Consider the following 16972-nt stretch of genomic DNA (forward strand, 5'->3'; position numbering starts at 1 on the left):
CTTATGTTGTCCCTAAAAATATGCCAAATCCCTTATTAAAAAGAAAAATCCTCTTCCTCTTACATAAAAAAGCAAAACAAAAGACCTTATATTTCTATAAGGTCTTCGAAACAGAAATTTGATTATAACATAAGGTACTCCTTGGTTCAAAAAGCCTCTTCCAAAAATAACCGAGAGTAAAGGCTTCCATTTGCTACATAACAGTAATTAAAAAAAATTATATTTCACAGAAAAAACCTACACTAAATATTATTTATGAAAGAAATTTGGCTTCAAAATTTCATTCGGATACGGTTTATGATAAATGTGAGTGGTAGCTGGAGATAATGGCGGAATAAGCCATACCCAATTACCTGTTACAACACGACCACAAGCAGCTTCTTGCTTCTCAAATTGCTGAAATTGTTGTGCAGCAGTATGGTGATCAACAATACTAACTCCTTGTTTTTTAAAGGAGTGTAGTACGGCAATATTCAACTCAATTAGCGCCTTATCTTTCCATAAGGTACCGTTTCTCGATGTATCTAAATCCATCATCTCCGCAACAGCCGGAAGTAAATTATAACGATCATGATCTGCTAAGTTACGCGCCCCAATTTCTGTTCCCATATACCATCCATTGAACGGAGCGGCTGTATAAGAAATACCGCCAATTTCTAAACGCATATCTGAAATCATTGGAACACCATACCATTTTACTCCAAGTGATGAAATAGGGTATTCTGGGTGTTCAATTGGCACTTCTTTTACTTCTTCTCTCGGAATTTCTTTATATGTAGGCGCCTTCCCGTTTATAGAGAACACAAGTGGCAATACATCGAAATTCGTACCTTCTCCTTGCCAACCAAGCCCCTGACAAAAGTCCGTAAATGTAGCGGAATGAGAATCACCAATCACTCCCGTTTCTGTTTTATATCCTGCATATCGAATCAATTGGTGATTATAAATTCTTATATTATTTTCCTCACCTTGATATTGCTTAAAAATCGTAATGGTTGGTTTAACTTTCCCGTCGTTCGTTGCATATTTAATATGATGAATTAATGCATTATATACACCCTCTTCATCATTTACTTCGCGCGCATCTAATATGTGCATCTTACTCCAAAATAGTCTTCCAATACATCTATTACTGTTACGCCATGCCATTCGTGAACCATGAACAAGTTCTTCAAATGTATGCTCATATGTCCCTGTCTTTTCTATCTCAATTTGAATTTCTTTTATACGTTCTTCTATCAATTGTTCTTTATGAAGCTCCTTATAACAAATCGTAATAAAATTACTTGCTTCCTCTATTAATTGTTTCGTTTTACTCATAAACAATCTCCTTCTATTTCAACAAAACCCTGCTACTTTACAGTATAAGCAAAAAGGATAGGAGTCACAAATGAAAGTGAGAGTGTTACTTTTATTGTAATATTTTTCAGAAAATTAATGGACTTACTATTGACTTATATGGAAAATGGGTGTATTTTTGACTCAGGTAAAGTATTTTTACCTAGACCAACTTTTTAAGTGGAAAGGAGGTAATGTTATGTCTTCATTTCAATTGCCAAAGCTTTCATATGACTATGATGAACTAGAGCCACATATTGATAGCAATACACTTTCCATTCATCATGGAAAGCACCATGCGACATACGTAAACAATTTAAATGCTACTTTAGAAAATTATACTGAATTACATAATAAATCTTTAGAAGAATTGCTATGTAATTTAGATGCTTTACCGAAGGAAATTGTTACAGCTGTACGAAATAACGGTGGTGGTCACTATTGTCATAGTCTTTTTTGGGAAGTGATGAGCCCACGAGGTGGCGGTGAGCCTAATGGAGACGTTGCAAAAGTAATTGATTATTATTTCAATACCTTTGACAACTTAAAAGATCAACTTTCCAAAGCAGCTATTAGTCGTTTTGGAAGTGGCTATGGATGGCTTGTTCTTGACGGTGAGGAACTCTCTGTTATGAGTACACCAAATCAAGATACGCCTTTGCAAGAAGGGAAAATCCCCTTACTCGTAATTGATGTATGGGAACATGCTTATTATTTAAAGTATCAAAATAGGCGCCCAGAGTTTGTTACCAACTGGTGGCATACAGTAAACTGGGACCAAGTAAACGAGAAGTATTTACAAGCAATTCAATCACAAAAACATTAGTCGTACGTATAAGGTAAATTTGGTAATGTAAAATCAGTATTGTCGAAATCCTCCAGAATCCCCCGGATTGCCACCGGGGGATTTATGATTACTTCATTGTATTTATATAATGTTTTAAAACATTTTTCATTTCTAGTTTCAGCTCTCGGAACAAAAATCCGAATTCACGAGCCTTTCCATTATGTAATGTACAGTTAGTTACCTCATTATAAGGAGCTATATTTTCCCCAGCTTTCTGAATGAGTGCTTTTATTCCTGTCTTCTCTTCTATGAAATGAATAATTTCTTCCGTAGAAACTACCCCGTTACTACAGGCGTTAATTGGCCCTTTCACATTTTCCATTCCGCACCAAGCTAGAAACTCTCCTGCCTCTTTTTCATGTATAAATGACAAAGTTCCATCTACATGATCCACAACGATAGGTTTTTGGTTCACAATACATTCAACGTAAAATTGTAACCTTTTCGTATAATCGTTTTCTCCAATAACAACTGGAAAACGAACTGCAACAACTGGGAATGTTGCTTGTTGAAATACAACGGCTTCAGCTAATCTCTTTCCTTCACCATAATTGAAGTCATTCCTATCTCCATACGCGATTGCATAATCGTACGGATTAAAGTCTTCTTCTGATAAGCTTAGGGCAGGTTCATAGACGGCCATTGAAGATGTCATAACATATTTCTTCGTTTTCCCTCGTAACACTTCACATATTATCTTCGCTGCATTCGAGCTATAGCATAAATTATCGTATACAATATCATAACTTTTTCCTTCTAGACGCTTTTCTAGTAGCTTTCCATCTTCTCTATCAATAATTATTCTTTTTACTGCGCTACCAAAAGAATCTTCAGTAACTCCCCTCGTCGCAATCGTTACATCGTGCCCCTCTTGCAAAAGTGCTTCTACTAAATGTTTACCAAAAAATCTTGTTCCCCCTAGCACCAATACTTTTTTCAACTTCATCATCCCCATTTTAGCAAATTGTAAAATACTACCTCTCTATTATAAGTGCCAACATATAAAAAGCATGGAATTCGTTTAACGATTCCATGCTTTTCTACAGAAAATATATTAACGTACTCGATATTTATAAATACAATAACAGAAGTACAAAATAGAAATTACTGATACATAAACCCATAGTTCATATACAAATCCCTCTCCCCACACTCCCATAAAATAAAAGAGTGAAGGTAAAGTCAATGTTACCCATGATTGTACGAAGGCAATCCTTCCAAGATATTGATTAATGTTCTTCTTTTGTGTATTTAATACAAAGAATAAATACCAAAGTAATGCCCACATAAACCACGTTAACGCATTAACAACATCATGGAATTGAACAAATGAAACAACCATATAGAATAAGGCTATAATTGCTACCCAAATACAAAACCATCCTAGACCACTACTATCCATTCCTTTTATAAAAGTAACACCTACATATAAATAAGTTAATCCAAATAAGAAAGTAGCCGCATATGAATACACTGTCCAATTGCTTTGGTCAGAAATCATGATCAAATAAAACGGAATAATAATTTGTAGTGCACCCACAAATAAATTAAAAACACCCGCACTTTTCATCTCTGCTTTCCCTAATATAACAAGACTATTTAAAAATAAAGCTGCCCCTGAAAGTAATAATCCTACATAACCCATATATATTCGTGTGAAAATCTTTACCTTTCACACTTTTAACCTCCCCACACTATAAAGTGATACTTATATTATTTTTCTTCCCATTTAAAACTACATACATAATTTTTCATCCAAATAAGTCAGACCTCCTACCTCAAAAAGGAGCGAACTTAAAACGCTTTCAATAATAAATAATCCTATTAAAACATGAACTAGGATTCCTTGATTATAAACGGACTCTAGCAATGATACAAGTGTTGGAATACTTTTCAATAATACGCTTTCAATTTCTATAAAAAATTAATAAAATAATACATTCCTCTATCTCATTCTACTACCTTCTAGCATAAGATATTGTAAAATCACATCATTTAAAACAGCGAACGTTCTTTTCTAGGTTCGCTAATAAAATTAATAAAAAATGACCTCTTGCTTTTATGCAAAGGTCATTTTTTTATATTCATCATTAAACTTCTAAATAGCCATTTTTATTATTTGATTGCCATTTCCAAGAATCTGCACACATTTCTTCTAATCCGCGTGTTGCCTCCCAGCCTAATTCACGCTTTGCTTTCGATGCATCAGCAAAACATACTGCCACATCACCTGGGCGACGCTCTGTAATTTTATAAGGAACTTTCTTACCCGAAACTTTTTCAAACGCTTCAACCATCTCTAGTACACTATAGCCCATACCTGTGCCCAGGTTATAAGCATCTACTCCCGTTGTACTCAGTACTTTCTCAAGCGCCTTTACGTGACCATTTGCTAAGTCCACAACATGGATGTAATCACGGACTCCTGTTCCATCTTTCGTTGGATAGTCATTTCCGAATACGCTTAATTCTTTTAACTTACCTACCGCTACTTGCGTTACATATGGCATTAAGTTATTTGGGATTCCATTTGGATCTTCTCCGATACGCCCACTTTCGTGTGCACCAAATGGATTGAAATAGCGAAGTAACGCGATACTCCATTCTGCATCTGCAAATGCTACATCACGCATAATTTGCTCAATCATTAATTTCGTTTGACCATATGGATTTGTTGCACTTAATGGAAACTCCTCCGTAATCGGTGACGTTTCCGGGATACCATATACAGTTGCAGATGAACTAAAGATTATCTTCTTTACATTATGTTTCTGCATTACTTCACATAGCACTAACGTGCTTGTAATGTTGTTATGATAATATGTTAATGGAATCGCTACTGACTCCCCTACAGCTTTAAATCCTGCAAAGTGAATAACTGCTTCAATTGCATTTTCTTCAAAAATTGCGTCAAGCGCTTCGCGATTTAAAACATCTTCTTTATAAAACTTAAATTGTTTTCCTGTTATTTCTTTCACTCGATTTATAGATTCTACCGAGCTATTCGAAAGGTTATCCACTACTATAACTTCGTAACCGCTATTTAGTAATTCTACACATGTATGACTACCAATATATCCTGCTCCACCTGTTACAAGTATTGCCATAATTATAGTCCTCCATATTTCATTCATTATAAACTTCTCAAAGTATATCACATATTTCTTATCCTATGTTTAACATGCGAACACAGAAACTTACATTTTATCCCATAATGATTTTATAACATATACGATTCTAATCAGTTAATAAAAAAACGCCACATAATTTTTATTATGTGGCGTTTTTTTATTAAATTACATAACAATATACACTTAGAAAATGCGCAAGACTACCTAATAATACAAAAACATGAAAAATTTCATGATGCCCCATATATTTAAACTCTAACCATTTTGGCTTTGTTCCATAAATAAATCCACCAATTGTATAAAAAATGCCCCCAAGTACTAAGAAAATAATGCCTCCTGTACTTAAATTCTCAGCTAACGGTGCAAAGAATAACACAATTAACCAACCCATCGTAATATAAATTGCTGTCGATAACCATCTTGGACAATTAAACCAAAACATTTTAAATACAATGCCACAAATCGCAGTTGCATAGACTAAACAAAATAATAGTAAACCACTTGCTGAATTTAATGTAATTAAGCAAAAGGGTGCATATGTACCTGCAATTAATATAAAAATCATAGAATGATCTAGCTTCCTAAAGAAGTAAATAACACGTTCATTGGCCACAACACTATGATACACAGCTGACGCCGTATAAAGGACCATCATTCCAATACCAAACAAAATAACAGCTGTAATTGCAGCAAATGATGGCATCTTGATAGAAACTTTCACAAGCATAGCTAATAAGGCAATAAATGATAATATCGCTCCACCTAAGTGAGTAAATGCATTAACTGGTTCCCTTACATAAGCATTCATAATAACACCCCTCATATAATTACATGTAGTTTTAATAACTACATGTAATTATATACACATTTCTTTTTAAGGTCAACATTTACAATTCATTTGTTTCGTAATACCATATTTAAAGATATATTAAACATTAAGTTCCACTAAGTTATAAAAGTGAGGGATTCTACGTGGAAAATATAAATGAATTACTTGAGACATTGCATTTAGAAAAAAACATTAAACTTGAGGATATTCCAAATGTTGACTTATATGTAGATCAAGTTGTTCAACTATTTGAGAATACTTATGCAGATACAACGAGAACTGATGATGAAAAAGTATTAACCAAAACGATGATTAATAATTACGCAAAAGGAAAACTATTCATCCCCATCAAAAATAAAAAGTATTCAAAAGAGCATATGATTTTAATTAGCCTAATTTATCAATTAAAGGGAGCTCTCTCCATTAACGACATAAAAAGTTCATTAGAAACTATAAATGACTCCTTATTAAATGATGATTCATTCGAATTAAATACGTTATACAAAAATTATCTTGCTCTTACTGAAAGCAATGTCGAAAGCTTTAAACAAGACGTAAATAACCGTGTTACAGAAGTAAATGAGATTTCTTCCTTAGAAGATACAAAGCTAGAAAAATTTCTACTACTAACATCCTTCGTGACTATGAGTAATATGTATAGACGTTTAGCGGAGCAACTAGTGGATGATTTAAAAGAATCATAAATAAAAAACTATCCACCTATTAAAGTGGATAGTTTTTTATTTACTTAATTGCTTCATGAACTTTTAGTTGTTTCCCTTTAATCGTTGTAGTCTTCATGACTTTCAAGACAAGTGGTCCTTTTCCATTTAATATTTCAACGTAAGAAACATTATCCTGTATCGTAATAATGCCTATATCTTCTGCTGTAACACCTTTAATTTTAGCAATTGTACCGACGAAATCTACCGCCCTAATTTTCTTTTTCTTCCCGCCATTAAAGTACAGCTTCATAATGCCTTTGTTGATGTCTGCATTTTTATCTTTCTTTATAATTGGTTTAGCATGTATCTTTTCTTCAAATGCAGCTTTCTCTTTCATAACTTCTTCTTTTGAAGGTCCAATTGCCTTTGGAATTTCAAATCCAATATACTCCTCAATCTCTTCTAAAAATCTATTTTCATATGGTGTTATAAATGTAATAGCTTTTCCACTATTTCCAGCTCGTCCCGTTCTTCCAGTACGATGTACATAGCTTTCTTTTTCAAGTGGAATATCATAATTAATAACATGTGTAATATTATCAATATCAATTCCTCTCGCAGCTACATCTGTTGCTACTAAATAACGGAATTTTCCTTTTCTAAAATCATCCATGACTTCAAAACGATCTTCTTGTACCATACCACCATGTATTTTGTCACAAGGATAGTTAGCTCGTTTTAATTGTCTATATACATGATCTACATTTTCTTGTGTACGGCAGAAAATAATACAGCTATCAGGATTCTCAATCGTTGTTACATCTTTAAGTAGTGAAAGCTTCTCGTCTTCTATCACCTCAAAAAGAGTATGTTCAATTTTATCCGTCGTAATCCCAGCCGCTTTAATTTCAATATGAGTTGGTGAATTCATATATGTACGAGACAATTTCTCAACATCTTCTGGAAGTGTTGCTGAAAATAACATTGTCATTCTTTTTGTAGGTAATTCATCAATAATTGCCTCTACTTGATCGATAAAGCCCATATTTAGCATCTCATCTGCTTCATCAATAACTAAATACTTCAAACACTCTAAAGAAAGGGTACCCTTCTCAATATGATCCAACACACGACCAGGAGTCCCAACTACAATATGTGTCTTTTGCTTTAATTCTAATTTTTGACTTGCAAATGGAGATTTCCCATAAACTGCCGCAGCCTTAATCCTTTTGAATCGACCTATATTTGTAATATCTTCTTTTACCTGTACCGCAAGCTCTCTCGTTGGTGTTAAAACTAATGCTTGTGGTTTATTCTCTTCCCACTCCACCATTTCACAAAGTGGAATACCAAATGACGCTGTTTTTCCACTTCCAGTCTGGGATTTCACAACAAGATCCTTCTTTTGTAATGCAACTGGAATAACCTCACCTTGTACTTCCGTTGGATGATCATACCCTAACCCAGTAAGTGCCCTTACAATTTCCTTACTTAATTTATAATCAGAAAAACTTTTTTTACTCATATATTAACCTCATTTTATTCTGTATTATTTTCTTTTTTATCTTTTGTATACGTTACTATCACCCTACTTATTATACTTGAAACCTCACATAAAAGGTGAATCATGCCAGATTCATCTTTTTATATAGAAATAAACCTTTTCATTTCATATATTGTTCAACTACTTGATAACATCTTTTTCTCGTATTGTTAGCATTAACCTTATTATAGTATCCTACATCCACTCAAAAAAATAAAAAGAATACATACAACCTTGTATAATTATCTTAATTTTTCAACCCTTCCCATAAACGAACAATAAAAACAAAAAAACGTTTTAAATTCGTTTTTAACGTTTTTTTTTAGATGTAAAATCTACTTTTTTAAAAAATGTTAAGAAATCCTTTGACTTCTTAATAAAAATAATGTAAATTATCCTATGGACGAACATTTTTGATTAATAAAAATAAAATATTCGTATTTTAGGGGTGTAAATGATGGAAAACGTATTTGACTATGAAGATATTCAATTAATTCCTGCAAAATGTATTGTAAATAGCCGCTCTGAATGTGATACAACTGTCACTTTAGGAAAACATAAATTTAAATTACCTGTCGTGCCTGCAAATATGCAAACGATTATTGATGAAAGAATTGCAACTTATTTAGCTGAGAACAACTACTTTTATATCATGCATCGTTTCCAACCAGAGAAACGAATCTCATTCATTAGAGATATGCAATCACGTGGATTAATCGCTTCTATCAGCGTTGGTGTAAAAGAGGACGAATATGAATTCGTACAACAATTAGCTGCTGAGCAACTTACACCTGAATATATCACGATTGATATCGCACACGGTCATTCTAATGCTGTGATCAACATGATTCAACATATTAAAAAACATTTACCAGAGAGCTTCGTTATCGCTGGAAACGTTGGAACTCCAGAAGCGGTAAGAGAATTAGAAAATGCTGGTGCCGATGCAACAAAAGTTGGTATTGGACCTGGTAAAGTTTGTATTACTAAAATTAAAACAGGCTTCGGAACTGGTGGTTGGCAGCTAGCTGCACTTCGCTGGTGTGCAAAAGCTGCAAGTAAGCCAATTATCGCTGATGGTGGTATTCGTACACACGGCGACGTAGCTAAATCTATTCGATTTGGGGCAACTATGGTCATGATCGGTTCTCTATTCGCTGGTCACGAAGAGTCTCCAGGGGAAACAATTGAAAGAGATGGCAAACTTTATAAAGAATACTTCGGTTCTGCTTCTGAATTCCAAAAGGGTGAGAAGAAAAACGTTGAAGGTAAGAAAATGTTCGTTGAGCATAAAGGTTCTTTAGAAGATACGTTAATCGAAATGGAACAAGATCTTCAATCTTCTATCTCTTACGCTGGCGGAACAAAATTAGACGCTATTCGTACTGTAGATTATGTTGTCGTGAAAAACTCGATTTTCAATGGTGACAAAGTATATTAATTCTTAAATTAACTCGAAGGACAAGCATTTTCATGCTTGTCCTTCTTTTTTGTATATAAAAATGTAAAACATTTTAATTAACTGAATTTTCTAGTATTATGTGTTTAGATGGTCTTAATAAGGAGGAGATACGACTTGAAAAATGTAATGGAAAATCGCCTTAATCGCGCAGAGGTACCTGCTGAACTAACATGGGATTTATCCGATTTGTATAATTCTGATGCCGAATGGCATGCTGCATTAAACGCATTGGAAAATGATATACAGAAACTTGATTCATTTAAAGGGCATTTACATACTAGCTCCCACACTTTATTAAATTGCCTACTTTTAGAAGAAGAGCTTTTAATGACGTTAACAAAACTATACTCATATGCAAATTTAAAAGAATCTACTGATCGTACAAATCCAAGTATTCAAGCGAACTCTTCCAAAATTTCTGCTTTATGGACGAAAGTACATACTGCACTATCCTTTATTCATAATGAAATCCTCTCATTCGACGAAGGAACAATTGAAAAATATTTAACTGAAGAAACAAAACTTGAACCTTTCCGTAAATCGTTACTAGAAATACTACAAAAAAGACAGCACACACTCTCTCCTGAAACAGAAGAAGCACTTGCTGCACTTGGCGAAGTTCATAGTTCTCCATACAAAATTTACGGCATGACTAAATTGGCCGATATGGATTTCACTTCTATACAAGACGAACAAGGAAACGAACTTCCTGTTTCATTCTCATTAGTTGAAAGCAAATATGAATTTTCTCCAAGCACATATATACGTCGAAAAGCATATTCATCATTTGTTTCCACACTAAACCGATATAAAAATACAATTGCCACAACATATGCTACTGAAGTAAAAAAACAAGTAACACTTTCTCGTTTACGTAAATATGAATCCGTTACCCATATGCTATTAGAACCACAAAAGGTTCCACTTGAAATGTATAACAACCAACTTGATATTATTTATAAAGAACTAGCACCTCATATGCGCCGTTTTGCAGATTTAAAAAGGAAAGTATTAGGACTCGATCAAATGCTTTTCTGTGACTTACATGCACCTTTAGATCCCGAATTTAATCCGTCGATTACTTATGAAGACGCAGGCACGCTCATTCAAGATTCTTTAAAAATATTAGGCGATGAATATAGTTCCATAATCGAAAAAGGATTCAAAGAAAGATGGGTAGATCTTGCAGATAACGTAGGTAAATCAACAGGAGCATTTTGCTCAAGTCCATACGGCTCTCATCCCTATATTTTAATTACATGGCAAAATACGATGCGCGGATGCTTTACATTAGCACATGAATTTGGACATGCTGGTCATTTTTATTTAGCAAATAAAAATCAACGTATTATGAACGTACGCCCATCTATGTACTTTGTTGAAGCACCATCAACTATGAATGAATTACTATTAGCTCAGCATTTACTAGCGACTACTGACGATAAGAGAATGCGCAGATGGGTTATTCTGCAACTACTTGGCACATATTATCACAACTTTGTTACTCACTTACTTGAGGGTGAATATCAACGTAGAGTATATGCTCTAGCAGAAGAAGGACAGGCCCTTACAGCTACAACTTTAACTGAAATCAAAACGAATGTCCTATCGACATTCTGGGGAGATTCTGTAGAAATCGATGAAGGTGCAGGCTTAACTTGGATGCGTCAACCTCATTATTATATGGGTCTATATTCTTATACATATTCCGCAGGCCTCACTGCATCCACTGCAGTAGCTCAAATGATTAAAGAGGAAAGACAACCTGCTATTGATCGCTGGTTAGATGTGCTTCGTGCTGGTGGTACAATGAAACCACTTGAACTAATGAAACATGCCGGAGTAGATATGTCAAAACCAGATGCAATCCGTAAAGCTGTTTCTTACGTTGGTTCATTAATTGATGAATTAGAGCATTCTTATCAAGAATAAAAAAATAAGCCCTCGCTTTAATGAGGGCTTATTTCATATTTACTTCCCAAACCGTTTGCGATATCCACATTTCCTGCAAAGTTCTTCAACCGCAACTCTTTTCGAAAATCCATCGACAATGTTTGTTGCTCTTTCACCTTCAATAATGTTAGAAAATGAATCATTATTAATATTCCCAAGGTTAATAATCCCTTCACCATCTAAACAACAAGGAATAACTGTTCCATTTGCTAAAATACCCGCTTGATTACGAAGTCCATGACAGAATCCTTTCCCATCATCCTCTTCCTCATGTAATGCTGGCCACTGGAATTCATAGTCTTGATTAATAAAGACACGTTCTGCAATTTTTATACCTTTTCCTGGTGTAAGCTTCTCTTCAATTTGATAAGATAGATCAAATTCATTTTCAATTATAGATAATAACTCTCTATTTTTCTGGATTTCAGCATTTGTTTTATTATCCTGAGTTAAATTCCATAACCTTAACGATACAATTAAATCTGATTGACTTGTCGCTTCCCTAATGAAGGAAAGTATACTCCTTACATAGCCCTCTTTATCTTGCGAACCTGGATGTCCATCAAAACTATGCAGTGAAAAATTCATTTGTCTTAACGCAGGCTTATTTAACAGCCTATGTCTTCTCTTATTAATTAACGTTCCGTTCGTTGTAATATTAACTTTAAACCCTTTTTCATGACTTAAGTCTAATAGTTGATCTATTTTCGGATGGAGCAACGGCTCACCCTTCACGTGCAAATAAATGTAGTCTGTGTGAGGTTTAATTTGGTCTAATCTTTTAGCAAAATCCTCCACAGAAATGAATTGCTTCTGCCTTTCCGTCGGCGGACAAAAGCTACACGCAAGATTACATACACTCGTAATCTCCAAGTAAAACTTCTTAAACTTCTTCACCTTTAATTCCTCACTTCTCTAACTACTTATACTTTTTCCTCTTCATATTACAGCATATTTTTATGGAAATAGAAACATACTTATTTTAGGAAATCTACATACCATCTAATAATATTTAAAAGACCATCGGTAATTTTTGTCCAATGGTCTTTTTATCCTTTTATATACAAAGAATAAATTTATTTATGATACGGTTCATCGTAACTATTCTAAATAAGGTTATTTTTTATTATTTTCATAATTAAATTTAACAAAAAAGGTAGTGCCTTCCGATCCTGTTTGAATTTCTATTTTTGCATTATGGCGGGCAGCGATGGCATAACATACACCTAACCCCAATCCAGTTCCATTATCTTTGGTCGTGTAAAACGGCGTACCCAGTTTCTCTAATACTTCAGGCCTGATACCTTTTCCTTGATCCCGCACTGCAAGCACCACACAATTTTGACCTTCCTTGTAAGTGCTAATGGTTAGAACTTTCCCTGTATTCATCGCTTCTAAGCCATTACGATATAGATTCATTAATAATTGCCGTATCTCATTACGATTTAAAAGTAATTCTGGAATGTCATTTGTATCGACTTGAATATATTTATTTTGATTGTACGTATCAATCTTTATTAAAGGAATAATATCGCGGATAATTGAATTTAAATCTAACATCTGCAAATCCAATTTCCTTGTATTACCCATTGAGAGAAATTCAGTAATAATAGAATTGGCACGGTTAAGTTCTTCAATCATTAAATAAAAGTACTTATTATGTTTCTCATAGGTATTCTCTTCTTTTAATAACTGTAAAAATCCCAGTACTGTTGTCATTGGATTTCTAATTTCATGGCTGATACCTGCTGCCATTTGCCCTATTAAATCTATATTGGATAATCTTTTCAATTCCTGTTCATATTTCTTTTTTTCCGTTATGTTTTTAAAAATACAACAAATACCATCATCATATGGGTATGCAATAACTTCGTGCCAATATTCATCTGCAGTAGAAAGAAATTCGAAATGAACTGTAGTTCGCTCTGACATCGCACGATGAAATTCCTTATACATAACTGTGTCAATTTCACTCGGGAAAACATTCCATATATTCTTTCCTAATACATCTTTTGCTGTTTTTCTTTGCGGAAAATATTGGTACTTATTTACGTACGTAAATTCCCATTTATTATTTAAAATAAAAAATCCATCCGTAATACATTCAATCACACTTGTAACTTTTTCATTAGCAGCAGCTAACTCTCTCGTTCGCTCTTCCACTATGCTCTCTAGTTGATCCATATACAACAAATTCGAAAACGTAGGGGCTGTGGCATCAACGATAGATTTTGCTAGTTGAAGTTGGGAATCATCATAATTGTGAGCTTTTCCTTCTTTGCCAACGACGATTACCCCTAATACTTCTCCCATTGAAACCAATGGAATCATCAATAGACCCTTACTATCTATATTTTTTGTTTGAATAACCTCTTGGATCTTGGCTTCATAGCTTTTCTCTGTCCAATCCGCTTCTGTCCAATGACAGTCCTTACTTAATTTCGTTGTTTTAATTGTTGTTTTATCTAGCGGATCTAGAAGATGAGCAGTCATATTTTTACTCTCTAAAATCTGTTCTAGGTAAAAAAAGCATTTATCAAAACTCTCCTGTATCGAGGAACACATCGATAAATCACGTGTAACATTTAGTAACAGTTGTTTCTCAGCAATAAGGTTTTCCTTTTGTTTTAAATTATTTGCGTTTTGAATTGCAACCGCAGCCATATTTACATAAGCTTCAACACTTTGAATTTCTGAATCTGTTAAGTTCATCGGAATTCCATAATCAAATAAAAAAACTAGACCAAATAACTCTTGCCCAAATGAGATAGGCAGAGCTAATAAGGACTTAATTTTGAATGCATTAACCGGTCTCGGATCTGGTCGATGATCCTTTGAGGTATCAGGAATATAGATGGTTCTTTTCGTTTCAATAACTTCTTTTGCCAGTAAGTCTATTTCAGGATCAATTACTTGAGTATCGAGCGTTACACCATTTATAGTCTCTGGTTTTCCTGCAAACCCTCTAAATGTTCCATCTTCCTGGGGTAAATAAATTCCAACAGCATCGCACCTAACAATCTCCTCTGATATCGCCATTGTCACACGCTGCAATACGTCACGTAGTTCTAATTTCGTATTTATTATTTTTGTTATATTCGCGAGCCTAGAATATCTCGTCTGATCACTTACCATTCACATAGCCTCCAGTTATAGGCATAATAAAATAAATATGATAATATCAGTGTTTTATATAGAATACATTACTTATGATACGGTTCCCCACGATTAATCCGAAACGCTCTATACACTTGCTCAAGCAACACTAATCGCATTAATTGGTGTGGTAATGTCATCTTTGAAAAAGAAAGTGATTCATTTGAACGCTTCATCACTTCTGAGCTTAGTCCAAGTGATCCACCAATTACAAATGCGACTTTACTCTTTCCGTATGTAGCAAGGCGATCTAGACTTATCGCGAATTCTTCTGATGACTTTTGCTTTCCTTCTATAGCTAATGCAATCACATGCGTGTCATCAGAAATTTTATCCAGTATACGTATACCTTCTTTTTCCTTTACAATTAACATTTCTGCTTCACTTAAATTTTCTGGCGCCTTTTCATCAGGCAATTCAATTACTTCTACTTTTGCGTATGCAGATAATCGTTTTAAGTATTCTGCTATACCTTGTTTCAAATATTTTTCTTTTAATTTCCCAATTGAAATAATCGAGATATTCACACGTATCCTCCACCTTACAAACATGTTATCCACAAAACTTATCCACATATCCACAAATACTACCCACATATTGTGTGAGAATCTGTGTTCGATACAACATATGTCGCCTCATTTTGACAAAATTCACATGTTTTTTTCTCTTTTTCCGAGTTATCCACATTGTTGATAACTGGCGCAACTTCACACTCATCCACAATAATATCTAACGCTAATTCAACATGCTCTAAACAACAAGGTAAATTCATTTTCTTCACCTCACTTTTCTACAATAGAAAACAGGAGGTAGGCCCTCCTGTTTTTAATACTTTTGAATGCCTAATTTCACTGTTGTTGTTACTCTTTTTGTGCCACGATAAAACGTAAGAGTCATTTTATCATTAATTTCCTTATCATATAAGGCCGTACGGAATCCAATAATATCGCGAATCGGTTTTCCATCTACCGCCACAATAACATCATGTTCTCTTAAACCAGCATCCGCACCTGGCGAAGGACTTTTCACATCCAAAATACAAACTCCCTCTGTTACAGTACCTGGTAAATGTAATGTTTTTGACCAATAATAGTTTGGAATTTCATTTAATGACCTAAGTTCAATCCCAACATATGGTCTTCTTACTTTTCCATACTTCTCAAGTTCATTCATAATCGGAACAGCTCTAGTCACCGGAATAGCAAGGCCGATTCCTTCTACTTCTTTTGCAGCAATTTTCATTGAATTAATACCAATTAATTGTCCTGCTGCATTTACAAGCGCACCGCCACTATTCCCCGGATTAATCGCTGCATCTGTTTGTAACACTTCTACTTGCCAATCATAATGTCCATCTTGATCTAAATCTACAGGGACAATACGTTCATTAGCTGAAATAATACCTTGTGTAACTGTTCCAGAAAATTGCAGTCCAAGTGGGTTTCCAATCGCAATAACTGGCTCTCCTCTGCGAACAGTATTAGAATCGCCAATTTCAATTATTTTTTTCACATGCTTTGCATCTATTTCTAATACAGCTAAGTCTGTGACTACATCGGTTCCTAATACTTTTCCAGGAACCTTCTTACCGTCACTTAGACTTACTTCAATACGATTCGCTCCAGCTACAACATGATTATTCGTTACAATATAAGCTTGACCATCTGTCTTTTTATAAATTACTCCTGATCCTGTACCGGCCTCTGAATCTGCCTCTGAAAAGTTATCTCGTTGAATGTTAATAACACCCACAACAGCTTCAGATGCACGATCAACAGCATCTACAAAGCTAATCTGTTTAATCCCTTGAGCTTCGGCCATATTACTTCCGCTTGCTTCAGCTTGCGGAAGCGTATCAGCAGAATTTGAAAATAAAGGCGCTCCAAACGCGAATAAAGAAGCTCCTACAATTGTTCCCGCTATACTAGAAAGAACTATACCTTTATGCTTCTTTTTTCCTGCACGTTTCATACGATAATTTTCTTCATCAATAAAGGACATATTTGTTCACCTATCTTCCTGAAAACAACTATATTCACCTTTATTGT

15 protein-coding genes are annotated in these 16972 nt (G+C 34.4%); 4 read left to right on the forward strand and 11 right to left on the reverse strand.

The window, feature by feature from the left end; translation table 11 throughout:
• Positions 1 to 249 precede the first annotated feature (249 nt).
• On the reverse strand, positions 250 to 1320 hold the full coding sequence (locus GBN91_RS16290; protein ID WP_000047627.1) for a nitric oxide synthase oxygenase: 1071 nt from the start codon (positions 1318 to 1320) through the stop codon (positions 250 to 252).
• Between the two features lie 217 nt (positions 1321 to 1537).
• Between GBN91_RS16290 and sodA the strand changes: the two genes are divergently transcribed.
• The gene (gene sodA / locus GBN91_RS16300; protein ID WP_000094037.1) at positions 1538 to 2164 is read left to right on the forward strand and encodes a superoxide dismutase [Mn]; all 627 of its coding nucleotides are present in this window, start codon (positions 1538 to 1540) and stop codon (positions 2162 to 2164) included.
• Between the two features lie 88 nt (positions 2165 to 2252).
• Here the strand turns inward: sodA and GBN91_RS16305 are convergent, their stop codons facing one another.
• From GBN91_RS16305 to trhA, 4 genes are all read right to left on the reverse strand, one after another.
• Positions 2253 to 3140 (reverse strand): NAD-dependent epimerase/dehydratase family protein, encoded by an 888-nt coding sequence (locus tag GBN91_RS16305; protein WP_002025132.1) that lies wholly within the window; start codon positions 3138 to 3140, stop codon positions 2253 to 2255.
• A gap of 99 nt (positions 3141 to 3239) precedes the next feature.
• A complete protein-coding gene (locus GBN91_RS16310; protein WP_000542569.1) occupies positions 3240 to 3830 on the reverse strand; it encodes an AmiS/UreI family transporter in 591 nt (196 codons plus the stop codon).
• A gap of 445 nt (positions 3831 to 4275) precedes the next feature.
• Positions 4276 to 5292, reverse strand: coding sequence for a UDP-glucose 4-epimerase GalE (gene galE / locus GBN91_RS16320; RefSeq protein WP_000996540.1), 1017 nt, complete (start codon positions 5290 to 5292; stop codon positions 4276 to 4278).
• 184 nt (positions 5293 to 5476) lie between these two features.
• Entirely contained in the window at positions 5477 to 6124 is a 648-nt protein-coding gene (trhA, locus tag GBN91_RS16325; protein ID WP_000995363.1) for a PAQR family membrane homeostasis protein TrhA, read from the reverse strand.
• Between the two features lie 164 nt (positions 6125 to 6288).
• Between trhA and GBN91_RS16330 the strand changes: the two genes are divergently transcribed.
• Positions 6289 to 6849, forward strand: coding sequence for a DUF1836 domain-containing protein (locus GBN91_RS16330; protein ID WP_000427879.1), 561 nt, complete (start codon positions 6289 to 6291; stop codon positions 6847 to 6849).
• 40 nt (positions 6850 to 6889) lie between these two features.
• Here the strand turns inward: GBN91_RS16330 and GBN91_RS16335 are convergent, their stop codons facing one another.
• Positions 6890 to 8335 carry a DEAD/DEAH box helicase gene (locus GBN91_RS16335; RefSeq protein ID WP_152121776.1) on the reverse strand — a complete coding sequence of 482 codons (1446 nt, stop codon included), beginning with the start codon at positions 8333 to 8335 and terminating at the stop codon, positions 6890 to 6892.
• Between the two features lie 475 nt (positions 8336 to 8810).
• Between GBN91_RS16335 and guaC the strand changes: the two genes are divergently transcribed.
• Positions 8811 to 9794 (forward strand): GMP reductase, encoded by a 984-nt coding sequence (gene guaC / locus GBN91_RS16340; RefSeq protein WP_000432447.1) that lies wholly within the window; start codon positions 8811 to 8813, stop codon positions 9792 to 9794.
• 135 nt (positions 9795 to 9929) lie between these two features.
• The gene (gene pepF, locus GBN91_RS16345; RefSeq protein WP_016123914.1) at positions 9930 to 11747 is read left to right on the forward strand and encodes an oligoendopeptidase F; all 1818 of its coding nucleotides are present in this window, start codon (positions 9930 to 9932) and stop codon (positions 11745 to 11747) included.
• 39 nt (positions 11748 to 11786) lie between these two features.
• Here pepF and GBN91_RS16350 read toward each other — a convergent pair whose 3' ends face one another.
• From GBN91_RS16350 to GBN91_RS16370, 5 genes are all read right to left on the reverse strand, one after another.
• On the reverse strand, positions 11787 to 12665 hold the full coding sequence (locus GBN91_RS16350; protein WP_000713633.1) for a radical SAM/SPASM domain-containing protein: 879 nt from the start codon (positions 12663 to 12665) through the stop codon (positions 11787 to 11789).
• A 219-nt stretch (positions 12666 to 12884) separates the two neighbouring features.
• Entirely contained in the window at positions 12885 to 14903 is a 2019-nt protein-coding gene (locus GBN91_RS16355; RefSeq protein ID WP_000253117.1) for a GAF domain-containing sensor histidine kinase, read from the reverse strand.
• A 68-nt stretch (positions 14904 to 14971) separates the two neighbouring features.
• A complete protein-coding gene (gene rlmH / locus GBN91_RS16360; RefSeq protein WP_001027000.1) occupies positions 14972 to 15451 on the reverse strand; it encodes a 23S rRNA (pseudouridine(1915)-N(3))-methyltransferase RlmH in 480 nt (159 codons plus the stop codon).
• A 59-nt stretch (positions 15452 to 15510) separates the two neighbouring features.
• Entirely contained in the window at positions 15511 to 15696 is a 186-nt protein-coding gene (locus GBN91_RS16365) for a CxxH/CxxC protein (protein ID WP_001052827.1), read from the reverse strand.
• A gap of 53 nt (positions 15697 to 15749) precedes the next feature.
• Positions 15750 to 16925, reverse strand: coding sequence for a S1C family serine protease (locus tag GBN91_RS16370; protein WP_000008031.1), 1176 nt, complete (start codon positions 16923 to 16925; stop codon positions 15750 to 15752).
• Positions 16926 to 16972: the final 47 nt, after the last annotated feature.

This window comes from Bacillus sp. B1-WWTP-T-0.5-Post-4 (genome assembly GCF_009183795.1).
Lineage (GTDB): Bacteria > Bacillota > Bacilli > Bacillales > Bacillaceae_G > Bacillus_A > Bacillus_A cereus.

Coding starts and splice junctions, on each gene's coding strand:
- GBN91_RS16290 (WP_000047627.1), bottom strand. CDS start 1,320: ATGAGTAAAACGAAACAATTAATAGAGGAAGCAAGTAATTTTATTACG.
- sodA (WP_000094037.1), top strand. CDS start 1,538: ATGTCTTCATTTCAATTGCCAAAGCTTTCATATGACTATGATGAACTA.
- GBN91_RS16305 (WP_002025132.1), bottom strand. CDS start 3,140: ATGGGGATGATGAAGTTGAAAAAAGTATTGGTGCTAGGGGGAACAAGA.
- GBN91_RS16310 (WP_000542569.1), bottom strand. CDS start 3,830: ATGGGTTATGTAGGATTATTACTTTCAGGGGCAGCTTTATTTTTAAAT.
- galE (WP_000996540.1), bottom strand. CDS start 5,292: ATGGCAATACTTGTAACAGGTGGAGCAGGATATATTGGTAGTCATACA.
- trhA (WP_000995363.1), bottom strand. CDS start 6,124: ATGAATGCTTATGTAAGGGAACCAGTTAATGCATTTACTCACTTAGGT.
- GBN91_RS16335 (WP_152121776.1), bottom strand. CDS start 8,335: ATGAGTAAAAAAAGTTTTTCTGATTATAAATTAAGTAAGGAAATTGTA.
- guaC (WP_000432447.1), top strand. CDS start 8,811: ATGGAAAACGTATTTGACTATGAAGATATTCAATTAATTCCTGCAAAA.
- GBN91_RS16355 (WP_000253117.1), bottom strand. CDS start 14,903: ATGGTAAGTGATCAGACGAGATATTCTAGGCTCGCGAATATAACAAAA.
- GBN91_RS16365 (WP_001052827.1), bottom strand. CDS start 15,696: ATGAATTTACCTTGTTGTTTAGAGCATGTTGAATTAGCGTTAGATATT.
- GBN91_RS16370 (WP_000008031.1), bottom strand. CDS start 16,925: ATGTCCTTTATTGATGAAGAAAATTATCGTATGAAACGTGCAGGAAAA.